The 20934-nt window shown below is 66.1% G+C and carries 15 protein-coding genes; 7 read left to right on the top strand and 8 right to left on the bottom strand.

Annotation, left to right across the window (positions count from 1 at the left end):
• Positions 1 to 119 precede the first annotated feature (119 nt).
• Positions 120 to 1142, top strand: coding sequence for a sensor histidine kinase (locus QE385_RS01755; protein ID WP_307098469.1), 1023 nt, complete (start codon positions 120 to 122; stop codon positions 1140 to 1142).
• A 49-nt stretch (positions 1143 to 1191) separates the two neighbouring features.
• Here the strand turns inward: QE385_RS01755 and QE385_RS01750 are convergent, their stop codons facing one another.
• The 5 genes from QE385_RS01750 to QE385_RS01730 form a co-directional block, all read right to left on the bottom strand.
• Entirely contained in the window at positions 1192 to 2433 is a 1242-nt protein-coding gene (locus QE385_RS01750; RefSeq protein ID WP_307098467.1) for a DUF2254 domain-containing protein, read from the bottom strand.
• A gap of 192 nt (positions 2434 to 2625) precedes the next feature.
• Positions 2626 to 4848: a glycosyltransferase family 32 protein gene (locus QE385_RS01745; protein WP_307098465.1), complete on the bottom strand. Its 2223-nt coding sequence runs from the start codon at positions 4846 to 4848 to the stop codon at positions 2626 to 2628.
• Between the two features lie 148 nt (positions 4849 to 4996).
• Positions 4997 to 5140 carry a hypothetical protein gene (locus tag QE385_RS01740; RefSeq protein WP_307098463.1) on the bottom strand — a complete coding sequence of 48 codons (144 nt, stop codon included), beginning with the start codon at positions 5138 to 5140 and terminating at the stop codon, positions 4997 to 4999.
• Entirely contained in the window at positions 5137 to 6048 is a 912-nt protein-coding gene (locus tag QE385_RS01735) for a zinc-binding dehydrogenase (protein WP_307098461.1), read from the bottom strand. Before QE385_RS01735 ends, QE385_RS01740 begins: the two co-directional genes overlap by 4 nt.
• The gene (locus QE385_RS01730) at positions 6045 to 7091 is read right to left on the bottom strand and encodes a patatin-like phospholipase family protein (protein WP_307098460.1); all 1047 of its coding nucleotides are present in this window, start codon (positions 7089 to 7091) and stop codon (positions 6045 to 6047) included. Before QE385_RS01730 ends, QE385_RS01735 begins: the two co-directional genes overlap by 4 nt.
• Before the next feature lie 146 nt (positions 7092 to 7237).
• Between QE385_RS01730 and QE385_RS01725 the strand changes: the two genes are divergently transcribed.
• The 5 genes from QE385_RS01725 (at position 7238) to QE385_RS01705 (ending at position 13839) form a co-directional block, all read left to right on the top strand.
• Entirely contained in the window at positions 7238 to 8746 is a 1509-nt protein-coding gene (locus QE385_RS01725; RefSeq protein ID WP_307098459.1) for an MFS transporter, read from the top strand.
• A gap of 88 nt (positions 8747 to 8834) precedes the next feature.
• Positions 8835 to 11060: a hypothetical protein gene (locus QE385_RS01720; protein WP_307098457.1), complete on the top strand. Its 2226-nt coding sequence runs from the start codon at positions 8835 to 8837 to the stop codon at positions 11058 to 11060.
• A 3-nt stretch (positions 11061 to 11063) separates the two neighbouring features.
• Positions 11064 to 11798, top strand: coding sequence for an SDR family oxidoreductase (locus QE385_RS01715; protein WP_307098456.1), 735 nt, complete (start codon positions 11064 to 11066; stop codon positions 11796 to 11798).
• A gap of 121 nt (positions 11799 to 11919) precedes the next feature.
• Positions 11920 to 12867: a methyltransferase gene (locus QE385_RS01710; protein ID WP_307098454.1), complete on the top strand. Its 948-nt coding sequence runs from the start codon at positions 11920 to 11922 to the stop codon at positions 12865 to 12867.
• Positions 12868 to 12942: 75 nt separating this feature from the next.
• Positions 12943 to 13839: an ATP-grasp fold amidoligase family protein gene (locus QE385_RS01705; RefSeq protein WP_307098452.1), complete on the top strand. Its 897-nt coding sequence runs from the start codon at positions 12943 to 12945 to the stop codon at positions 13837 to 13839.
• Here the strand turns inward: QE385_RS01705 and QE385_RS01700 are convergent.
• The 3 genes from QE385_RS01700 to glf all read right to left on the bottom strand — a co-directional run bounded on the left by QE385_RS01700 (position 13836) and on the right by glf (position 18912).
• Positions 13836 to 16127, bottom strand: coding sequence for a PAS domain-containing sensor histidine kinase (locus tag QE385_RS01700; protein WP_307098451.1), 2292 nt, complete (start codon positions 16125 to 16127; stop codon positions 13836 to 13838). The two genes, QE385_RS01705 and QE385_RS01700, sit on opposite strands and share 4 nt — an antisense overlap.
• 63 nt (positions 16128 to 16190) lie before the next feature.
• Positions 16191 to 16385, bottom strand: coding sequence for a hypothetical protein (locus QE385_RS01695; protein WP_307098449.1), 195 nt, complete (start codon positions 16383 to 16385; stop codon positions 16191 to 16193).
• 163 nt (positions 16386 to 16548) lie between these two features.
• Positions 16549 to 18912 carry a UDP-galactopyranose mutase gene (glf, locus tag QE385_RS01690; protein WP_307098447.1) on the bottom strand — a complete coding sequence of 788 codons (2364 nt, stop codon included), beginning with the start codon at positions 18910 to 18912 and terminating at the stop codon, positions 16549 to 16551.
• Positions 18913 to 19057: 145 nt separating this feature from the next.
• On the opposite strand from glf, the gene QE385_RS01685 reads away from it, so the two are divergent.
• Complete coding sequence (locus tag QE385_RS01685; RefSeq protein ID WP_307098445.1) at positions 19058 to 20878, top strand: family 1 glycosylhydrolase; 1821 nt, start codon at positions 19058 to 19060, stop codon at positions 20876 to 20878.
• Positions 20879 to 20934: the final 56 nt, after the last annotated feature.

The following is a 20934-nucleotide window of genomic DNA, read 5'->3' as shown; positions in this document are numbered from 1 at the left end:
AATGCCGCACCACGTCCCGTGCCGGGCAAAAGGGACGTTCGGGCCGATGCTTACCCGAGTTGCAACCCGTCGCGGGATCGCGCAGGAGGGACGCCACATAAAAGGGCTTGGGACAGAATATGGGGGTAAGGCGCCGGGCCTTTGGGCAATTGCCGCTGCTTCGCGAGCGCAGGGCGCTGGCCTATGCGGCGGTGCTGCTGCTGTCGGCCATCGCCTGGTGGGTGCGCTGGGCGCTCGATCCGGCCTTTCCGCCGGGCTTTCCCTATCTGACCTTCTTTCCGGCGGTCATCATTTCCGCGTTCCTGTTCGGGCGCGGTCCGGGCACCGTTTCGGCCATCGTCTGCGGCCTGCTCGCCTGGTATTTCTTCATTCCGCCGGTCCATACGTTCGATTTCGAATCGCGTACGCTGGTGGCCCTGGGCTTTTACGCCGGGGTCGTTGCGGTCGATATCGGGCTGGTCGATGCCATGCAGCGTGCCAATGAACGCTCGTCCCGACTGGCGGCCGAGCAGCGGCAGCTGGCCGAACGGACCGAGCTGCTCTTCCACGAATTACAGCACCGGGTGTCCAACAACATCCAGATGGTCGGTGCCATGCTGTCCCTCCAACAGCGGCAGATCGTCGACCCGATCGCGCGTATGGTCCTGACCGACGCGTCCACCAAATTGCAGCTGATCGGACGGATCCAGCGGCAGCTCTACTCGACCACCGGGGAGCAGGTACCGCTGGACATCTTCCTCCGCGACCTGATGACGGACCTTTTCGCCGCCGACAGCAAACCGGGCATCCTGCACCGGATCGAGGCCGTGCCCGGCATCCGCCTGTCGCCCGATGCGGCCATTCCGCTGGCCCTCATCATGGCCGAAGGCATCGCCAATGCGATGGAGCATGGCTTTGCCGACCGGGAATTCGGCCAGCTCGTCGTCACCCTGACCCTGGAGGACGATATCATAGAGCTTCGCGTGATCGACGATGGGGCGGGCTTGCCGCCGGATTTCGACCTCCATCGATCGGACAGCCTCGGCCTGAAGCTGGTGCGCAGTCTGGCGAAGCAGATGGAGGCGGAGATCAGCATCCGGAACAACAGGTCATCAGGCGCGATGTTGCGCCTCTCGCTGCCGAACAGCGCCGATCAGGGGTGATCGGCAAGGAGCCGCATGCCGTGCGAATGGGTGTGTCCCGTCGAACCTGTCAACGCGCATGCTCCTCATACACCGCCAGCGTCCGCGCCAGGGCAGCCTGGTCGAGCATCACGCGCTCGACATTCTGCCGCAGCTCATGCGCCAGCGCGCGGGTCGTCGCGACCGCGTGAGGCAGGGCCTCACCCAACGCGTGGAGGATCTTGAAGGCGCGGATAGCGACCTCTTCCTCGCCTGCCCCCTCCCGCACGATCGGCGTGAAGCCGGCGCGGATCATCTCGTCCACGGACGGACGCGGGACATGGACGGGCGGCAGATCGGCGTCCGCTGACGGCGCCTGGGCGGGCAGCTCGCTCAGGGTGCGCAACAACGCATTCAGCACCTCGACGGCGGTGCCGGGATCATTGGTGGCGGGCGCCAGAGCCCGCCCCGCAATCTCACCAAGGGCGATCTGTCCGAGCCGGGGATCGTGATCGAAATCGCGGTGCCGCTCAATCACGAAGGCGTCCGACAGGTCGTCGTCGCACTCCCCCGTTCCCCCGACCACATGGAGCAGCGGACGCCCCTTGTGCACCAGCGTACCGGGGATCGCCTCCACATGGACGACGAGGTCGTGTTCCCGGGCCAGTGCGGCCAGTCGACCGATATCGACATGCGTCACATAACCGATCGTCTGCGACCGCACCAGCCGCGCATGGGCGGGAACCGGGATGGCCGGTCGTCCGCCCAGATATGGGTCGCTCGCGAACGCCTGCATGGCGGACCCTGCCGCATCCTCGACCCGGTCGATCACGTCCGACATGCGCCCGAACGCGGCGAGATGGGCGATCCAGCGCAGCAGGGTCACGACAACCAGCGCGACGAGCAGGACCGTGGCGATGAGCAGCAACACGCGCCCCTGCCCGCCATAGAGGCGGGTTTGCAGGCCGATAATGCCGACCACGGCAAAGATGAACGCCCCGAGGAAGGTCGAGAGCGCATTTTGCGACATGCGATCCGAGATCAGCAACTGGGTCGCCCGCGGCGTCGCCAGCTGGGTCGCGGACGAATAGGCGCTGACCATCGCCGTCAACGAGAAGGTGGTGACGGCGAGCATTGAGGAGGCGATGATCTCCAGGACCGTACCGACCGCATTCTGGCCGATATCGCCGGTGAAGTGATAGGGGACCGTTCGGGCAACGATCCCCGCAAAGGCGGCGACGACCACGCTGGCGGCACTGATGAGCGCGGCGCGGAACCAGATCTTGCGTGCGATACGATGGAGGAGCCATCCGATGCGGGCCTTCGAGATCATCGGGTCCTGCGTTTCCTTTTTCTGCCTGTGCCACCCTTGTCGACGCCGATCCCTTCCACCGCGTCGCCCGGATGGAACGCGGGCGCACGGCAGAGGGACGGCATCGTCTTCGGCAGCTTATACGCAGACGGCCGACCTTTGGCTCACCGCCCCTCAGCGACGGGACGATTTTTCCATGCCGCGCCCCGCCGATTACAGCCCGTTCAGCATCTTCAGGCCCGCGCTGTAGATCGTCGGCATGCCATGCTCGATATAGAGGGCCCGTGCATAATCCTTGATGACGTCGATGCGGTAGGCGGTCATGGCGTCGCCGAAGCGAAGCACGACATAATCACCCTCAAGCGCCGCCAGCAGCGCGCGCTGCTCATCGGCGTCGAGACGGCGTGTCTCGAAATGCAGGACCATCGGCGACGCTCCATGGGCGAGAATGTCGAGGATGATGGCCCTATCCATGCTCCCAGCGTCGACGACGAGCATGTCCGCCGCGCGTCCGCCGGTCTTGGCCAGCATGTCCTGATAGGTGACGACCGGCACTGCCGCCTGCTCGATGCAGGACGAGCCTGGGATCATGCTCGTCTTGCCGTTGATCGCCTTCTTGCCATTGCGAGCCGGGGAAGCGCCGACCGCCTGGGCCAAACCCGTTGCCGCGACTGTTATCGGGTCGACTGCATAGACCCTTCCCTCACCCGTCCCGTATCCGAAGGGCAGGAACATCGCGTTGCGGTTGTTGCGATAGCCACGCTCCAGGGCGGAGAACCTGTGCGCATCGGGCTCCAGCAGAACTGCGGGCGGATCATAGTTGACCATCACCGGCCGCAGCGGGTCGACCGGCATGCCCTCGCTCGCGCCGATCCGCCACACCATATGGCCGCCATCGCGGTCGAGCAGCCAGGCCGCGACCTTGCCGAATTCGAATGCGAGCCGGTCGTCCGCATCGATCGACATATCGGGTTGCAAAATCGCCGCCATGCCGACGCTGCCGGTGCGGATCTCCCGCATTCCCTGGATCAGAATGCTGACATCCTGTGACCACTCATCGTCGTAACCTGCTAGGATCGCGGCGGGTTCTTCCAGATCGCCCTTGCGGAGCAGATCCATCGCCTTGTCCTTGCGCACCTGCTCGGGCAGCCAGGAGCCGCCCCAGACGTGGATGCCATAGGTGTTTTCCAGCGTCCGTCGGCGCCCCGATGCCAGCGGCTGGTCGTAAAGATACGGGTAGAATGCCTCGGTCCCGAGCCGGCGATGGGCGTGCCGCTTCAAGAAAGCTCCGAACAGCCAGGGCCCGGTCGAGATATTGACCCGTGTCTCATCGAGATCATGGGTCATGATATGATCGAGCAATTCGCGGAAGATCGCGTGCCCCTTCGGCGCGCCGATGAAACCGATCGAGCAATAGTCGGTCGAGGCATCCTCGTTGCAGACGGTCAGCGTCCGCGACATTTCGGCGGGGTCGAAATGTCGATGCGGCATGACGTTGCAATCGAGGCAAATACCGCCGAAGCGATAGAGGATTTCGTAGCGTGCGATGTCGGCGCGCATCGGAAGGACCGAGACGGACTCGATCTTCTCGCACGACATGGTCAGTTTCGCGACGTCGGCGTCGGTCCAGGTGATGAAGCGCGCATCCGGAAACTGCCGCTGCCATGCCGCCCAATAGGCTTCGTAATGCGGCGGGATCGGCTTGTCTCCGAACCAGACGCGGTGGAACAGCCCCTGCTCCAGATCCGGGTCATGCACCGCCACCGGGGCCTCGGGCTGCGCCTCCGGAACGGCGGAGACGAGCGCGTGTTGGTGGATCACGTCATAGGCGCCGCGCGTCGATCCCCAGAGCTGGTGCGCATAGACCGGATCACTGCCGTCATAGGCGATGCCGGTGAAATGCTCCGGGATGAAATAATGGCTGGGATAGATGCGCAGCCGATTATAGCCATAGGCACGATAGGCGTCGGTCACACGTTGCGGGCCGACGCTCTGCCACGCCATCCGGTCGGTGACGCTGGTCTCGGCGGCGATATCCTTGATGATCTGGCCGACGAACGGGTTTTCGCTCTCGCACCCGAAATAACCCGCCGCGATCAGGCCCGGACGCGCGACTTCGCTCTCCCAACAGGCAAACGCTTCGCAGTCGAGGAGGTGCTCGTCGAGCGGGCGGACGCAGATGCTGTCGGCATCGACCAGAACGCCGCCATGGTGGTAGAGGATTTCCCAGCGCATCATATCGGCGACGCCGTTGAGTTCGCGCGACCACATCGCATCCATATGCGCGCGGTTGGCCCATTGGCAGGCGGAAAAGTCCTGATTGCCCCACAAGCGGAACTCCCAGTCGGGATGCATCGCCCGCCAGGTATCGATGCAATTGTCCGGCCGCTTGGCTTCGTCGCCGACCCAGATGACGTGGAGGCGCTTGGGGATCATGGCGGCAATACCTTCTGGCTTGGTCGGGATATTTGCCGAAGGGTAACCGGACGTGTTTAAGATTGTGTTGTCGCAATCGGAACGGAAAGAATCCGGGCACGAGCGCCGCCCGTGCCGCGCAGGGCATGCGATATTCGCGAGCGAGGTGTCAGATCGTCAGGCCGACGAAGATCGCGCCGGTCCGGCCACGATCCTGCGCCGCTTCGAAAGCGTCGTTGATCCGGTCGAGCGGGAAGCGGTGGGTAATCAGTTCCTGCGTCTTCAGCACCCCGCGCGCCACCAGATCGATCACCTCGACCTGTTCGGCATGGATGTCGTAAAAGGCGAAGCTGGCGCTGGGATCAGGGTGATCTCGGACATCTGGATACGCTGCCACTCCAGCGGGATGGCGATGGCGCCATCGTCGAAACCGCCGACGATGACGACCTTGCCGCCGCGCCGCACCAACCGCGTGGCGAGCGGCAGCGTATCGGGCATGGACTCGCCACCCGCGCATTCGAACACGATGTCGGCACCGCGATCGTCGGTCATGGCGCCGATCGCGCCCTGCGGGTCGTCGTCGTCCGAATGGACAATGCGGTCCGCGCCCAGCCGCGCGGCCAGCGCGAGCGCGTGCGGCATCCTGTCGATGATCGTGACGGTCGCGCCGCTGGCCTTGGCGAGCATCAGCTGGCCCAGCCCGATCGGCCCCGCCCCGATGATCGCCACCCGCGATCCGATGGTCAGGCCCGACAGATGCTGGGCATGCAGCGCCACGGCATAAGTATCCAGCAGCGCCGCATCGTCGAACCCCACGCTGTCGGGCAGGCGGTGGAACTTGTGCTGCGGGCCGACGACATATTCGGCATAGGCGCGCGAAACGCTGGCACGGCGGGTCGGATAGAGGTCCGGGCAGCGATTATATTGCTGCACCCGGCACCAGTCGCAATGGCCGCAGCCAAGGACGGATTCGACCAGCACCCGGTCGCCGACCGCGACGCGGGTGACCGCCGAACCGATCTCGACGACCTCCCCCGCCAGTTCATGGCCCATGATACAGCAGTGCAGCTCTTCCTCCGCCTTTTCCCAATGGCGCAGGTCGGTTCCGCATATGCCCGCCATCCGCACCCGCGCCTTGACCCAATCGTCGGCGGGCAGGCGCGGCTCCTCGACTTCGGCGATCTCGAAACGGCCATTGGCGGTCTTCCGGGCGGCTTTCATGGCATGTCTTCCGAATGGGCGGCGACCGGGTTCCGGCCCGCCGCGATGGTGGTCGATGTCAGGCCCCTGTCCCCCATGCGAATGGCGCCCCCCGCCAGGGCGGCGGTCAGCACCCGGCCGTCGCGCAGCCCCGCATTCCATCGCTGCCGCACCGAGCGGGGCGAGAAGTCCAGCGCCTTGCCCGCGACCTCGTCCTGCTGGTCGGCATAATGGAGCTGGACCAGCGTGACCGAGGTCTCCTGTCCATCGGAGGCGGTGGCATAATGGTCTCGCCAGCGCGTCAGGGTCCGGCGGGACTGTGCGGCGAAGGCCAGATCCTGTGTTCGGCTGATCATCCCGCCGATGCTCGGCGCGCGCGGCCCGGCCAGCGGCAAGAGGTCGACCGCGATGCACAGCAGCGGCGCGTCGCCGGGCCGGGCCAGCACGGGATCGAGCGGCAGGTTGGCGGACAGCCCGCCATCGACGTAGAGCGCGCCCTCGACCGCAACCGGAGGAAAGGCGGGCGGCATGGCGCAGCTCGCGCGGATATGGTCGGGCGCGATCCGGCCGCGCCCGCTGTCGAACACGACCTCCTCGCCCGTATCCAGCGCCACCGCCTGCACCATATAGCGAACCGCGCCGTCATTCAGACGGTCGAAATCGACCAGCCGGGCCAGCGTGCAGGCCAAGGGCGTCGTGTCATACAGCGCGGGCGTATCGCGTGTGGCCAAGGCGGTGCCGAGCGGCGCGAACAGCCCCCGCCGCCCGCCGAGCAGCGTCGCGATCACCTCGCCGCTGCGCCGCCAGCTGTCGATCATCGCGTCCCATGCTAGCACGCCCACAGGGTCGCTGGCTTCGGGACGCCACAGGTCGGACAGCCGCGACAGCCGGTCTTCCGGCGCGTTACCCGCGATGATCGCGCCGTTGATCGCCCCCGCCGAGGTGCCGACGATCCAGTCCGGCGCGATACCGGCATCGTGCAATGCCTCATAGACACCCGCCTGATAGGCGCCCAGCGCATTGCCCCCGGCCAAGACCAGGGCGATACGCAGATCGGGCGGCATGGAAAGCGTCATCCATCGACAAACCCGCGAACGCCCGGATGGTCGCGCGAGGAAACGTCAATATCGCGAATTCTCAATGATATAGATCAGCATTACTGATAGCCGACGGCAACCCGCGTCGCAGGCGGGACGTTGCCCCGGCACCGATGACCCTGGACCCGCAAGCCGAACTGACTGATGCCGACCGAGAGCGCGGCTTGCGGCTGCTCGTCATCGAGGCGGGGTTTTCCGGCGGCGCGGCGGCACTCACCAGCGGGGTGATCCTGACCGCCTTCGCGCTGCATCTGGGCGCGTCGAACGTGATGGTCGGCATCCTCGCCGCGATGCCGTTCCTGGCGCAGCTGCTGCAACTGCCCGCCATCCAGCTGGTCGAGCGATGGCGGCGGCGCAAGCGGATCGCCGTCCTGTCCAGCCTGATCGGGCGGACCATGTTGGCGGTGATGGCGGCACTCGCCTTTTTCAGCGGGACGGCCGCGCTGCTGATCTTCCTGGCGGCGCAGATGCTGTTGTGCGGGCTGGGCGCAGTCGGCGGATGCGCGTGGAATGCCTGGATGCGCGATCTCGCGCCCGACGACCGGCTGGGCGATGTCTTTGCACGGCGGACGGTCTGGCTGACCGCGATCAGCCTGATCCTGGGCCTGGCGGCCGCGCTGGCGCTGGACTGGACACGGGCGGGTTCATTCGCACGAGACATGGTGTTCGCCGCGATGTTCGCGACCGGCTGCCTCACCGGGCTGATCAGCGCGCGGATCGTCGCGATGATGCCCGAGCCGCGGATGCCGCCCGCCCCCGGCCCCATCGCGCTGCGCGCGCTGCTGTCCCAGCCGCTGGGCGACCCCAATTTCCGCCGGTTGCTGGTCTTCGTGGCCAGCTGGCAGTTCGCGATCAATCTAGCGACGCCCTTCTTCACCGTCTTCATCGTCCGCCAGTTGCATTTCGCGGTCAGCTTCGTGCTCCTTCTCAGCGTCGCCAGCCAGCTCGCCAATATCCTCGCGCTCCGGCTCTGGGGGCGGCTGAGCGACCGGTTCGCCAACAAGTCGGTCCTGGCGGTGTGTGCCCCCGCCTATATCCTGGCGATCGTCGCGATGATCGGCGCCTCGCAACTGGGCGACCGGGGTGCGGTGAAATGGTGGCTGATCGGGCTTCACCTCATCATGGGCGCGACTATCGCCGGAGTGACGCTGGCCAGCACCAACATCGCGCTGAAACTGTCGCCCAAGGGGTCCGCCACCGCCTATGTCGCGGCCAATGCGATGACGACCGCCATCGCCGCCGGGATCGCGCCGATCCTGGGCGGCCTGCTCGCCCAATTCTTCGCCGCGCGCCAGTTCGAGCTGCTCGCGCGGTGGCGCAGCCCGAACGGCATCTTCACCCTGCCGATCACGCTGACCGCATGGGACTTTTATTTCCTGCTGGCCGGGCTGATCGGAATCTATGCGATCCACCGGCTGTCGCTGGTGCGCGAGACGGGGGAGATCGAGCGGCGGGCGATGGTAGGGCAGGTGCTGAACGAGACGCGGCGTAGCATCCGCAACATCTCCTCGGTCGCGGGCCTGCGTGCCGCGACCGATCTGCCCGGTACGCTGCTGCGCGATGCACGCACGCGCATCCGCCTGAAACGGGCGCAGGCGGCGCGGGCGGCACGAATGCGTTGACCCAGTTTAGCGGAACGGCATTTGCCAGGAACTCCGCTCTTTTCCAGTGGGTTGGGGATCACACCCGTCACACTTTCGGAATTGTGTCATGCCCCGAACCGCGACGGCCGAAGCGCCGCCCGCCATCAGCCCCCATCTGCTGGACCTGCGCGAACTGCTGCGCGACGAACCCGCCCCGCTGGCCGATTTCACGATCGGCGACCTGACGGTCGGGCTGCACCGAACCGACGCATCGGTCTTCGCGATCGTGCGGCGCAGGGGCAGTAGCGGCGGGCTGGCGGTGCGGGCCGCCTTTCTGTCGACCGGCTTCGACTGCGCGGTCCTGCCGCCGGAAGAGGGGGAGGTCGCCCGGCTCCGCGTGACCAGCGCGATGGGCGAACATATCATATCCTGCATCGCCGGCCGGCTGGCGGTGGAGCGGCTGCGCATCGCGACGCGCTTCACGCCCGCCCGGCCGATGGTCATGCCCCCCGCCCCGCGCGACCTTTATCCCTTTGGCACGGGCGACGATCCCTTGCGCGCGCAAGGGGTGGTGGAGGCGCCGCAGCGCGGGCTGAATACCGGCCTTGTCTATTTCCGCATCGATACGCCAGCCTTTGGCAACATACTCTACATCCAGAATCTCACCGCCTCGAACGCCTATTTCCGCGCCACCGGAACCGTCCCGCGCGAGACGGTGGGGGGCAGCTGGCCCGAACTGGGCTATGCGCTGCCCGTCCCCGATGCCGAGGCCGACCCCGCCGAGGTCGCGCTTCCGGCGGGGGAGAGCGTGACGCTGTCCGACACGATCCTGGTCTTTCGCCACCATGCCCCGCCGCACGAACGCGAGTCCGCGCGCCAGTTCGTGCAGATGCTGGGCAGCGCCTATGACCTGCTCGACCCGCCGCCGGTCGCCTATCGCGACTGGATCGACCGCGCCGAGCGCGCCGCGCGTGATCTGGACGAAGCGCCCGACGCCACGATCCGCCATTACGGCCATCGCTATGTCCATCCCTATACGGGGGCGGAATATCCCGACATCATGGTGCAGATGTCGGTGATCGCCGCGCTCCACCGTTGGGGCAAATGGCGCGGCGAACCGCATCCGCTGGAGGCGACGTTCAAGGCGGGGCTGCCGCGCTTCTTCGACGAGGGGCTCGGCACGTTTCGCCGCTATCTGCCCAATGTCGGCAAGGACAAGAATGCCGATGCGGTCGACAGCTGGTATCTCTATCACCCGTTGCTGAACCTCGGCACGCTGGCGCTCGACGGCGATGACGAGGCGCGGGCGCTGTTCCTGAAGGCGATCGGCTATGGCGTGCGCGTCGCGCGGCATTTCGACTATCGTTGGCCGATCGAATATGACGTCACCGACTTCTCGGTCATCACCAAAGAGGCCCCGGTCGACGGGCGCGGGCAAACCGATGTCGGCGGCATCTATGCCTGGGTCATGCTCCAGGCGTTCGAGCTGACCGACGACAAGACCTATCTGGACGAGGCGCGCGCGGCGATCGATGCGGCCATCGGACTGGGCTTCGCGATCAACTATCAGGCCAATCTGACCGCCTGGGGGGCCGCCGCCTGCATGCGGCTGTGGCGGATCACCAATCGCGACGTCTATCGCGAACAAAGCTATGTCTATCTGGCCAGCTTCCTGCACAATGCGGTGATCTGGGACAGCCGGATCGGGCATGCCGCCCATTACGAGACGTTCCTGGCGGTCACCTGTCTTCAGGATGCGCCGTACATGGCGATGTACGAATGTTTCGACAGCTATGTCGCGTTCGAGCGCTATCTGGACGATGGCGGCCCCGACCTCGACCCGGAGGCGCGGATGCTGATCAGCGAATATTGCCGCTATGCCCTGTCGCGCGCCTGGTATTACTATCCCGACGCGCTGCCGCCCGAGGCGATCTCCGAGGAGCAGCGCGAGCCCAACGGCCATATCGACCAGGGGCTCTCCTTCCCGCTGGAGGACCTGTATCCCGATGGCCAGCCCGCCGGGCAGGTGGGACAGGAGGTGTACGGCGCGGGGGCGGCGTTCATCTTCGCCTCCAGCGCCTTCCACACCGTCGAGGGCGCACCCTTCCGCCTCTATTGCGACATGCTGCTCCGCGCGGTCGAGCGGGTCGGGGACCATGCTCTGTCGATCCTGCTCGACGGGGGCGAGACGCGCACCGCCTGGCTGCGCCTCGTCCGGCTGAAGCGGCGCACGCTGACCGACAGCCGCGTCACCACCGCCAGCGGCGAGGCCATCGCGCCCGATGCCGTCGACGCCGATCGCATCGATTACTGCGTGCCCGCCCATGGGCGCCTGATCCTGACCTGGGAATAGCCAATGACCAAGAACCCCACCATGTTGTCCGGCCGCCGCATCCTGCTGACCGGCGGCACCACCGGCATCGGCCGGGCCGCGCTGAAGGCTCTGGCGGCCGAGGGTGCGCGCGTCCTGACCTTCGGGCGGCATCAGGACGCGCTCGACGCGGCGCTGGCCGGGATCGATGGCGATGTCACCGGGATCGCCGAGGATGCCGCGACGCAGGAGGGTATCGACCGCGTCTTCGCCGCCGTCGACGACCGGCTGGGCGGCATCGACATGCTGGTCGCGTGCGCCGCACTGGGCGCGCAGCCGATCCATGAGATGGCCGACGACGATTGGCGTTATGTGATCGATGCCAATCTGACCGGCTATCTCGCCTGTGCCCGCGCGGCCATCCTGCGGATGCAGGACCAGGGCGGCGGCCATCTGCTGTTCGTCGGATCGATCAGTACCGAGATCAAGGCCGCGGGCGAAAGCGTCTATGCCGCGACCAAGGCTGGCATCCAGGCCTTTGCGGAGACGCTGCGCAAGGAGGTGGCGGACAAGCGTATCCGGGTCAGCGTGATCCAGCCCGGATCGGTCGACACCGAGATGCAGGAATGCAGCGAGGAGGAAAAACAGGCCGCCGTCGCGGACGGACGGATGCTGCCTGCCGAGGATGTCGCCGACGCAATCCTGTTCGTGCTCAGCCGATCGGCCAATTGCGACATCGTCAATCTGCGGATCGAACCGCTGATCCAGAAGACGGCCTGACGCGGATCATGTCCCTCGACGGCCAGCGCCGCGATTGGCGGCCAGCATCGTGAATTATGGTGATCATATGAACGTAACAGAGCCCGACGAGACTTCTTTCAAGGCGGATGGGTCCGATGCCGTGTCCGGCATTTCGCGCAACGCGATGCTCGACCTGCTCGGCATGCTGCGTTCGATGGATTACGACTTCATCGCGCCCACCCCGGCGTCGCAGGCGCGGGTGATAGCGCGACCCGATCGGCAGGTCGGCGCGACCGTGGCCGACCTGCTGGGATGGTCCCTGCCCTGCCGCCGCGACGCCCTGCCCCCTGCTCTCCTCGCGATCCTTGCCGCGCAAGGGTTGCTGGAGGAGCGTCCGGACGGACTGGTAACCGCCGCCATCCGCGTCTCGAACGTGCTGGGGCAGCTGTTCCTTCATTCGCGCTATCCGACCACGGCACGCGATGCCGTATTCCTGGGCCCTGACAGCTACCGCTTCGCCGACTATATCTCACGCCACCTGGCCGGGTTGCCGACTGAGGCCCGCATCCTCGACTATGGCGCCGGAGCCGGGGTCGGTGGCATCGTCGCCGCATCGCTGCACGGCAAGGCGGAGCTGACGCTGGCCGACTTGAATCCCAAGGCTCTGCAACTCGCGTCGATCAATGCGACCTTCTCGGGGATCGCCAACCATGGCGTGATGGCGCAGACACCCGAGGAGGTCGACGGGCCGTTCGACCTGATCGTCACCCATCCGCCGTTCATGATAGATCCCGTCCGCCGTGCCTATCGCGACGGCGGCGATCTCTATGGCGGCAGGCTGTCGGTCGACTGGACGCTGATGGCGATCCGCAAACTGGCGCCGGGCGGCCGCTTCCTGATGCATACGGGCGTGTCGATCGTGGGTGGCCGTGACGTGGTTCGGGACGCGATACAGCACGCAATTCCCGCGACCGGCTACCGCCAGGATTACCGCGTGCTCGATCCCGACATCTTTGGCGACGAACTGGACAACGCACCCTATGCCGAGGTCGACCGCATCGCGGCGATCGGATTGTGCGTCGAGCGCGCGACCGCCGACCATGACTGACCTCGCGCGGCCATTTCACCGTCATCCATGAGCGAAAAGCCGAACAGAGACGCGGGCGACGATGGGCATGGCCCCATGACGCGGGCCGCTAATCATCGGCTGGCCTCCGTGCCATTCGAGCGAAAATTCGGCCGCCCGCCGCTTCCGCCCCACCATCCCGACGCGCGGATCAACGACGTCATCTATGACCGGATGATCGATCCGCACTGGTCCGCATCGGAGCAGGCCTTTGTCGATAAGCAAACCGCCAAGGTCGAGGCACATCAACGTTGCCTCGATCTTCATATCCCGGAGACGCTGGCCGTCATCCCGGTCGAGACGCTGGCCTCGCCCGAAGACCTATTCGACCGGCTCCGCCCCTTTATCGGGACCGATGCCCTGGCCAAGCCGACCCATGCCAGCGGTGGCGTCACCTTTTTGCGGGATCTCGCGGACCCTGCGGCGCTGCGCGACCTGTATGATCTGGCCTCGATGGATTACGCGTCGATCCTGCGGGAGATGCAATATTGGCGCCTGCCACGAAAGATCATCGTCGAGACAATGATCCCAACGCACATGGCCGGGCCGCCCGACGATTACAAATTCCACTGCATCCATGGCGAGCCGCTATTGTGCCAGATCGACCATGGCCGCTTCGGGCAGCCCTGGAGTCGCCTGTTCCGCGTGCCGCACTTCGATCCGATGGATGAAGGCGACGGCCTGAGCGCGCCGGACGGCTTCGCCAGGGCGGCGAAGGACCGACTGAAACGGATGATCGCCGCTGCCCGAGCGCTGTCGGCGCCGTTCGCCTTTGTACGCGTCGACCTGTATGACGGTCGCGACGGCATCTATTTCGGCGAGCTCACCTTCACCCCCGCCGCATCGCTGGGCATCGCGCCGTCCAGCGCCGGTGTCCACCGGGAGGCCGAGACGCACCGCATCTACAGCCGCATCCTGATGGACGCGCTGCGCAGGGCGAAGCAGGCGGCCTAGCCCCCTTCGATCAGCGCCTTGATCCGCGTGGCCATGGCTTCCATGGCAAAGGGCTTGGTCATGACATGCATGCCCGGTTCAAGCTGCCCGTTGCCCACCGCTGCGTTCTGGGCGAAGCCGGTGATGAACAGGACCTTCAGATCGGGTCGGGTCACACGGGCGGCATCGGCCATCTGCCGACCGTTCATGCCCCCGGGCAGACCGACATCGGATACCAGAAGGTCGATCCGTGCATCGGATTGCAGAACCTTCAGCCCGGCGGCGCCGTCCGCCGCCTCGATCGCGGTATAGCCCAGTTCCTCCAGCACGTCGGTCACCAGCATGCGCACCGATGGTTCGTCGTCGACGACCAGCACGGTCTCGCCCGATATGGCGCGGGGGGCATCGGCCAGATCGGCGTCATCGTCGTCCGCCTCGGCGCGGCCGATATGCGCGGGCAGATAGACGCAGACGGTCGTCCCTTCGCCGGGCTGGGAGTGGATACGCACGCTGCCGCCCGACTGGCGCGCGAAACCATAGATCATCGACAGGCCAAGGCCGGTGCCGACGCCGATCGGCTTGGTGGTGAAGAACGGGTCGAACGCCTTGGCGACGACATCGGGGGTCATCCCGATCCCCGTATCGGACACGCAGACCGCGACGTAGCGCCCCGGCTCCATCTCGTGGAACCGCGCGGTGCGATCGTCGAGCGAGCGGTTGGACGTTTCGATGGTCAGCCTTCCACCATCGGGCATCGCATCCCTGGCGTTGATACAGAGATTGAGCAGCGCGTTTTCCAGCTGATTGGGGTCCACCAACGTGGTCCAGAGATCCACCTGCGTCACATAGCGGGTATCGATATCGGGCCCCGCCGAGCGAACGATCAGCTCCAGCATGTCCTCGATCAACCGATTGGGGTCGATCAGCCTGGGGTCCAGCGTCTGGCGGCGGGAAAAGGCGAGCAGGCGGTGGGTCAGGGCGGCGGCACGCTTGGCCGCGCCGTGCGCCGCCGCGTTATATTTCTCGACATCGCCGATCCGCCCCTGTGCGATACGGATCGCCATCATCTCCAGGCTGCCCGTGATGCCGGTCAGCAGATTGTTGAAGTCGTGCGCCAGCCCGCCGGTGAGCTGCCCGACGGCTTCCATCTTCTGGCTCTGGCGCAATTGCTCCTCCACGCGGCGATGATCGGTCATGTCGCGGCCGATCGAGTAGAACAGTTCCGCCTCGGGCGCGGTGGTCCAGGAGATGACGCGATAGCGGCCGTCGCGTCCGCGAAACCGGTTCTCGAAATGCGCCGCTTCCTCTCCCTTGGCGAGCCGCGCAAACTCGGCGGCCGTCGCCTCGCGATCCTCCGGATGGATCAGGTCGAAGAAATTGCCGCCGAGCAGTTCCTCCTCGGTCCAGCCCAGCATCGCCGTCCAGGCGGCATTGACGGTGTGGAGGCGACCATCGGCGCTGCACACGTCCATCAAGTCGCCCGACAACTGCCATATCCGGTCGCGTTCGCGGGTGCGCTCGGCGATCTCCTCAGACAGCGTGTCGTTCCGCGCCCGCAACGCGATCTCCGCCGCCTTGCGCTGGCTGGCGTCCTTGAAATAGACGGCCAGTCCGCCGGTCGTGATCGGATGGATGTCGATGTCGATCCATTTGCCCAGGATCGGCGACTTCGCTTCGAGGCGGATGGCAGTACGCTCGACCATCGCGCGTCGATGGGCATGATAGGGTTCGCTGCCGACCGCCTGGGGAAACTCGTCCCAACAGATCTTACCGATCAGGTCGCCGGGCGCCCGCCCCCAGAGTTCGCCCGCCTTACGGTTGATATAGGTGAAGCGCCCTTCCGCATCGACCGCGTAAAACGGGTCCTCGAGCGACTCGGTCAGTTCGGCCAGCATCGCATGGGCGCCGCTGGTCGCCTTGCGGCTGTCCTCCAGGTCTTGGACCGCGCGACGCTGATCGGTGCGGTCGCGCAGGATCTTGACATAGCCGCCTTCCTCCAGCCGGAGCGGCATCAGCTCGCCCAGCGCGAAGAACTTGCTGCCGTCGCGCCGTACGTGCCAGCGTTCGCCGGCGGCGCGTCCCGCTTGGTCGGCCTGCTGCATTTCCCGGCGCGGCACGTCGGCCGCACGATCCTCCGCCGTGAAGATGATCTCGCCCGGCTGGCCCAACGCTTCTCCCGCAGACCAGCCGAGCACATGTTCGGCCCCGTCGTTCCAGCTCGTGATGACGCCTTCGGAATCGAGCGATATGATCGCATAGTCCATCGCGCTTTCGATAATGGCATTCGCAATGGCGGCTTTACGCTTCATCGTCTGTCAAACTCGTTGCAATAGGTCCCGCATCGATCGGCCCGGCCCCGGACATCCGGCCGATCACGTCTGCTCCGCGACCCAGTCGGCCACCTGACAGGCGGCGAAGGGGGAAAACAGCACGGCGCCATCCTCTTGCCCTTCGACGTTGCGAGGCCCCATCACCGTCAGATAGGGCAGCGTCCGGTGGTTCAGCATCGCGATCAGTCGGGCGCGATCCTGCGAGGCCGCGGTGTCGAACAGGATGGCGGCACGCACGGGCTGCGTCGCCAGGACCTGCACGCCTGCGATGGGTTCACCAACGGACCGATCATCGAAATGCCACGCTCGCAGAGGACGCTCGCCACGTAATCGGTGACGAAGTTCGTCTCGGCCGCCAGCAGGACGACCGGCCTGACGGCTTCGTCCGCTCGCTGGTGGTTCATGCCGCGCTGCGTCCTCCCGCCAATGCGGCGACACCCGGCATCGCGGCCTCGTCCAGCATCGGCTTCAGCCGCCGATAGGTCGCCAGCGCCTGCCCGACGACCTGGTCCATATTGTAATAGCGATAGGTCGCCAGCCGCCCGACGAAACTGACATGCGGCTCGGCCAGGGCCAGCGCCTCATAGCGTCTGTAGAGCGCCTGGTTCTCGTCGCGGGGGATCGGGTAATAGGGGTCGCCCGTCGCGCTGGGATATTCATAGGTCAGGCTGGTCTGCGGCGCGACCTGCCCGGTCAGATGCTTGTATTCGGTGATGCGCGTATAGGGGACGGCCTCGTCGGGATAGTTGACGACGGCGACGGGTTGATGCCGTTCCTCGTTCAGCGTCCGATGCTCGAAGCGAAGCGAGCGATAGGGCAGCCGACCGTATCGATAGCCGAAATACTCGTCGATCGGCCCGGTGAAGACCAGATGGTCATGCGGATAGGCGTCGCGGACATCGGCATAGTCGACCCCCAGCAACAGGTCGATATTGGGATGGTCGAGCATCGCCTCGAACATTCGGGTAAAGCCCTGCGCCGGCATCGCCTGATGGCGATCGCCGAAATAGCGGTCGTCGGTACAGGTGCGCGTCGGCACCCGCGCGGTGACCGACTTGTCGAGTTCGGACGGGTCCATGCCCCATTGCTTGCGGGTATAGCCCTGGAAGAAGGTCTCGTAGAGTTCGCGGCCGACCTTCGACACGACGACATCGGCGGATGTGCGGATCGGATCGACCGGCTCGGCGCGGGACGCCAGGAACGCCTCGACCTCCGCATCGCTCGACAGGTCCAGCCCGTAGAGCGCGTTCAGCGTCGTACGGTTGATCGGCATCGGCACCTGTTTGCCGCCGACATCGGCCAGCACGCGATGCTCATAGGGCCGCCAATCGGTGAAGCGCGACAGATAGTCGAATATCTCGCCCGAATTGGTGTGGAAGATGTGCGGGCCATAGCGATGGACCAGGATGCCCGCCGCATCGTGATGGTCATAGGCATTGCCCGCGATATGCGAGCGCCGGTCAACCACCAGCACGCGCTTGCCCCCATCGGCCGCCAGCCGCTCCGCCATCACCGCCCCGGCGAACCCCGCGCCGACGACCATCACGTCATAGCGATCGTGCCGCGGCGGCCAGGTGACGGGGGACGCGATCGGCTCATGCCGGTTGCGCCCCGCCATCTCCGCCTCGATCAGCGCGGTCATCTCCAGCGCCGTGCTGCTCCACGAACCGCGTGACAGCTGCCGGTCCGCCTCGTCGCGCCAGCTGTCGCCTTCGGCCCGCAAAGCCATCGCCGCTTCGCAGGCGGCCGCAAAGGCGGCGGGCGTGTCGGCGATGGTCACGCCCGCCAAGGCGCCATAATGGCGCACGACATCGGTGATCGGCGTCGAGACGACCGGGCACCCCGCCGCCAGATATTCCGGCGTCTTGGTCGGGCTGATGAACCGCGTCGCCTCGTTGATCGCGAAGGGCATCAGGGCGACGTCCCACCCCGCCATATAATCCGGCAGCGCGCCATAGGGCCGCCCGCCCAGATAATGGATGTTTGCGCGACGCGGCAAATCGGCTTCGTCGATCTTCACGACGGGGCCGATGACCACCAGCGACCATTCGGGATGGGCATCCGCCAGGGCGGCGAGCAGGGCAAGGTCCATCCGCTCGTCTACGACCCCGGCAAAGCCGAGCCGTGGACGCGGCAGCGACGCCTGATCCGCCGGTTCCCCGCCCCCCGACCGCGCGCGTCCGAAATGCGCCGCGTCGATGCTGGAGGGAAAGGCGTGGACATTGGAATGGCGGCTACGCTTCGCCTCGTACAGGCTGGTCCCGCCGGTAAAGACCAGATCGGCCCGCTCGATCAGCCGCTGCTCCCGCTCGAGAAGCTGTGGCGGCGCGCCCTTGAAGGCCGAGAGTTCGTCCATGCAGTCATAGACGATGCATGCCGCCCGGACATGGTCCGAAAAGGGCAGCATCATCGGCGTGTAATACCAGCGAACGACCGGGCCGGTCACACCCTCCAGCTCGATGTCGAGCAGGGCCGCCAGCGCCTCGTCCTCCCGGCCTTGCAAGGCCGCGTCGAGTTGCGGGGTCAGCACCACCACGCCGCTTTCCGGGCATGTCCGGCGGTGCAGTTCGGATGGGCCGGGCCGATATTCGGGTTCCTCCCAGAACAACACATCCTGCGTCGCGGCGAAGCGCGTCATCAGATGCTGCGGCCGTTGGAAGACGAAGGCCCAGCGAAGATGGCTAAAGCAGATCAGCGTCGATCGCGGACGGCGGTGGTAAAGGCTATTGGAGCCATGGGCGGCGCTCGACAGCTGGGCGGTCACGGAAGCTCCTTCTAGGTCGCTGTTACAAAACAGAAACATCCCGCCGCTTCGCCGCGTTCCGCCTAACCTACTGTATATAAATGCAAATCAGTCAGTTTCCCGGAACGCCCGCAACGCCGGTCCGTTGGGCCCAGGGGAGACAGCGATGGATGGCCTGGAACTTTGGGGTGGCGTGGAATGCACCGTCAATCGCACCGCCACGGGCTATCGCGATCAGATCCGCCTGAGCGGGCATCACGACCGGATCACCGACCTCGACCTGTTTGCGGGCCTGGGCCTGTCGGCGATACGCTACCCCGTCTTGTGGGAACGCGTGATGGCGGACGGACGAACGCCCGACTGGGCGTGGACCGACGAGCGGCTCGCGCGGCTGCGTTCGCTGGGCATCCGGCCCATTGCCGGGCTGGTCCATCATGGCAGCGGCCCGCCCCATACCCATTTGCTCGACAACGGGTTCGCCACCGGCCTTGGTGACTATGCGCGGCAGGTGGCGGAACGCTATTCCTGGATCGAGGACTGGACCCCGGTCAACGAACCGCTCACCACGGCGCGCTTCTCCGCCCTGTACGGCCATTGGTATCCCCATGCGCGCGACGAAGGGGCATTCTGGCTGGCGCTGCTCAACCAGATCGATGGCACGCGGGCCGCGATGCGGGCCATTCGCCGGGTGAACCCGGCGGCCCGGTTGATCCAGACCGACGATCTCGGCCGCACCTATGCCACGCTGGTCCTGCGCGAACAGGCGGCGTTCGACAATCTGCGCCGCTGGGCCGGATGGGACCTGCTGTTCGGGCATGTCACCCCGCATCACCCTTTATGGGAAAGGATCAACGGCTTCGGGTTCGGTGACCGGTTGCGGCGCATCGCCGACGCCCCCTGCCCGCCCGACATCGTCGGGGTGAACCATTATCTGACCAGCGACCGGTTTCTCGACCACCGATTGCAACGCTATCCGCCGCGCAGCCATGGCGGCAATGCCCGCCGCGCCTATGCCGATGTCGAGGCCATACGCGTCCTCGATCCCCCGCCCCCCGGACTGGCCGGGGCGCTTCGCGAAGCCTGGGACCGTTATGGCGTTCCCCTGGCGGTGACGGAGGTGCATAATGGCTGCACGCGCGAGGAGCAGTTGCGATGGGCGGCGGAGGCGTGGGACGGCTGCGCCATGCTCCGGCGCGAAGGCGTCGATGTCCGCGCCGTCACGGCGTGGTCGCTGCTGGGCTCGCAGGATTGGGATCGCCTGTTGACCGCGCCCGGCACCTATGAAGCGGGTATATTCGACATATCGGGTGGCACGCCGCGCCCGACCGCCCTGGCGTCGCTGTGGAAAGGACTGCCCGCCGCCGCCGAACGCCATCCGGTCGCCCGCGCGCCGGGGTGGTGGCGGCGACAGGATCGGCTCGTCTATCCGCCGATCCGCCATCCCATCAGGACGCCACCCTCGCACGCAGCGCACGCCGATCCGGTTCTATTGATCTGGAGCAGCGACGAGACGCTGGTCCAAGGCTGGTCGCGGATATGCGAGAAGCGCGGCATCGCCCATCAATGGGCCAAATGCGAAGCGCAGGGAGCAGACATCGCTGCGATGCTGGATCATATCCGGCCATGGGGCCTGGTGCATGCCGACGCCCCGAGCACAGCCGATGCGATCGGACTGGCGCGGGCCTGTGAGAGCAGAGGGATAGCGAGCCTCCACCTCGTCCCCGCGCCTGACGGTCACGCCCCGCATGACGCCTTACGAGCCGCAGAAGACGAAATCCCACCGTCGTTCCCCGCCAGCGCCTTGCTCATCCCCTGGGAAGGGAGAGCCTCGATCGCAGACCCTGCGCGAATGAATATTGCGCTGGACCTGCTGATCGACGGCCAGGGCGGCCTGCACGCTCCCATCCGATCCCCGGCATCGGAGCCCCCCGAAACCGCACGACAGACCGCCGCTATGGGAGCTTTTGGCGACGCCGCTCAAATTTGAGCGAACGGCATCCCTCCTCCGGTATTTCCCAATTCCCCGATCATCACCCCATCGCC

Source organism: Sphingomonas sp. SORGH_AS_0950, assembly GCF_030818415.1.
Taxonomy (GTDB): domain Bacteria; phylum Pseudomonadota; class Alphaproteobacteria; order Sphingomonadales; family Sphingomonadaceae; genus Sphingomonas.
This window is presented reverse-complemented; position numbering and strand designations above follow the sequence as displayed.

What these genes read in the sequence shown, in the direction of transcription:
- QE385_RS01755 (WP_307098469.1), top strand. Translation starts at nt 120, where the DNA reads ATGGGGGTAAGGCGCCGGGCCTTTGGGCAATTGCCGCTGCTTCGCGAG.
- QE385_RS01750 (WP_307098467.1), bottom strand. Translation starts at nt 2,433, where the DNA reads ATGATCTCGAAGGCCCGCATCGGATGGCTCCTCCATCGTATCGCACGC.
- QE385_RS01745 (WP_307098465.1), bottom strand. Translation starts at nt 4,848, where the DNA reads ATGATCCCCAAGCGCCTCCACGTCATCTGGGTCGGCGACGAAGCCAAG.
- QE385_RS01735 (WP_307098461.1), bottom strand. Translation starts at nt 6,048, where the DNA reads ATGAAAGCCGCCCGGAAGACCGCCAATGGCCGTTTCGAGATCGCCGAA.
- QE385_RS01730 (WP_307098460.1), bottom strand. Translation starts at nt 7,091, where the DNA reads ATGCCGCCCGATCTGCGTATCGCCCTGGTCTTGGCCGGGGGCAATGCG.
- QE385_RS01725 (WP_307098459.1), top strand. Translation starts at nt 7,238, where the DNA reads ATGACCCTGGACCCGCAAGCCGAACTGACTGATGCCGACCGAGAGCGC.
- QE385_RS01720 (WP_307098457.1), top strand. Translation starts at nt 8,835, where the DNA reads ATGCCCCGAACCGCGACGGCCGAAGCGCCGCCCGCCATCAGCCCCCAT.
- QE385_RS01715 (WP_307098456.1), top strand. Translation starts at nt 11,064, where the DNA reads ATGACCAAGAACCCCACCATGTTGTCCGGCCGCCGCATCCTGCTGACC.
- QE385_RS01705 (WP_307098452.1), top strand. Translation starts at nt 12,943, where the DNA reads ATGACGCGGGCCGCTAATCATCGGCTGGCCTCCGTGCCATTCGAGCGA.
- QE385_RS01700 (WP_307098451.1), bottom strand. Translation starts at nt 16,127, where the DNA reads ATGAAGCGTAAAGCCGCCATTGCGAATGCCATTATCGAAAGCGCGATG.
- QE385_RS01685 (WP_307098445.1), top strand. Translation starts at nt 19,058, where the DNA reads ATGGATGGCCTGGAACTTTGGGGTGGCGTGGAATGCACCGTCAATCGC.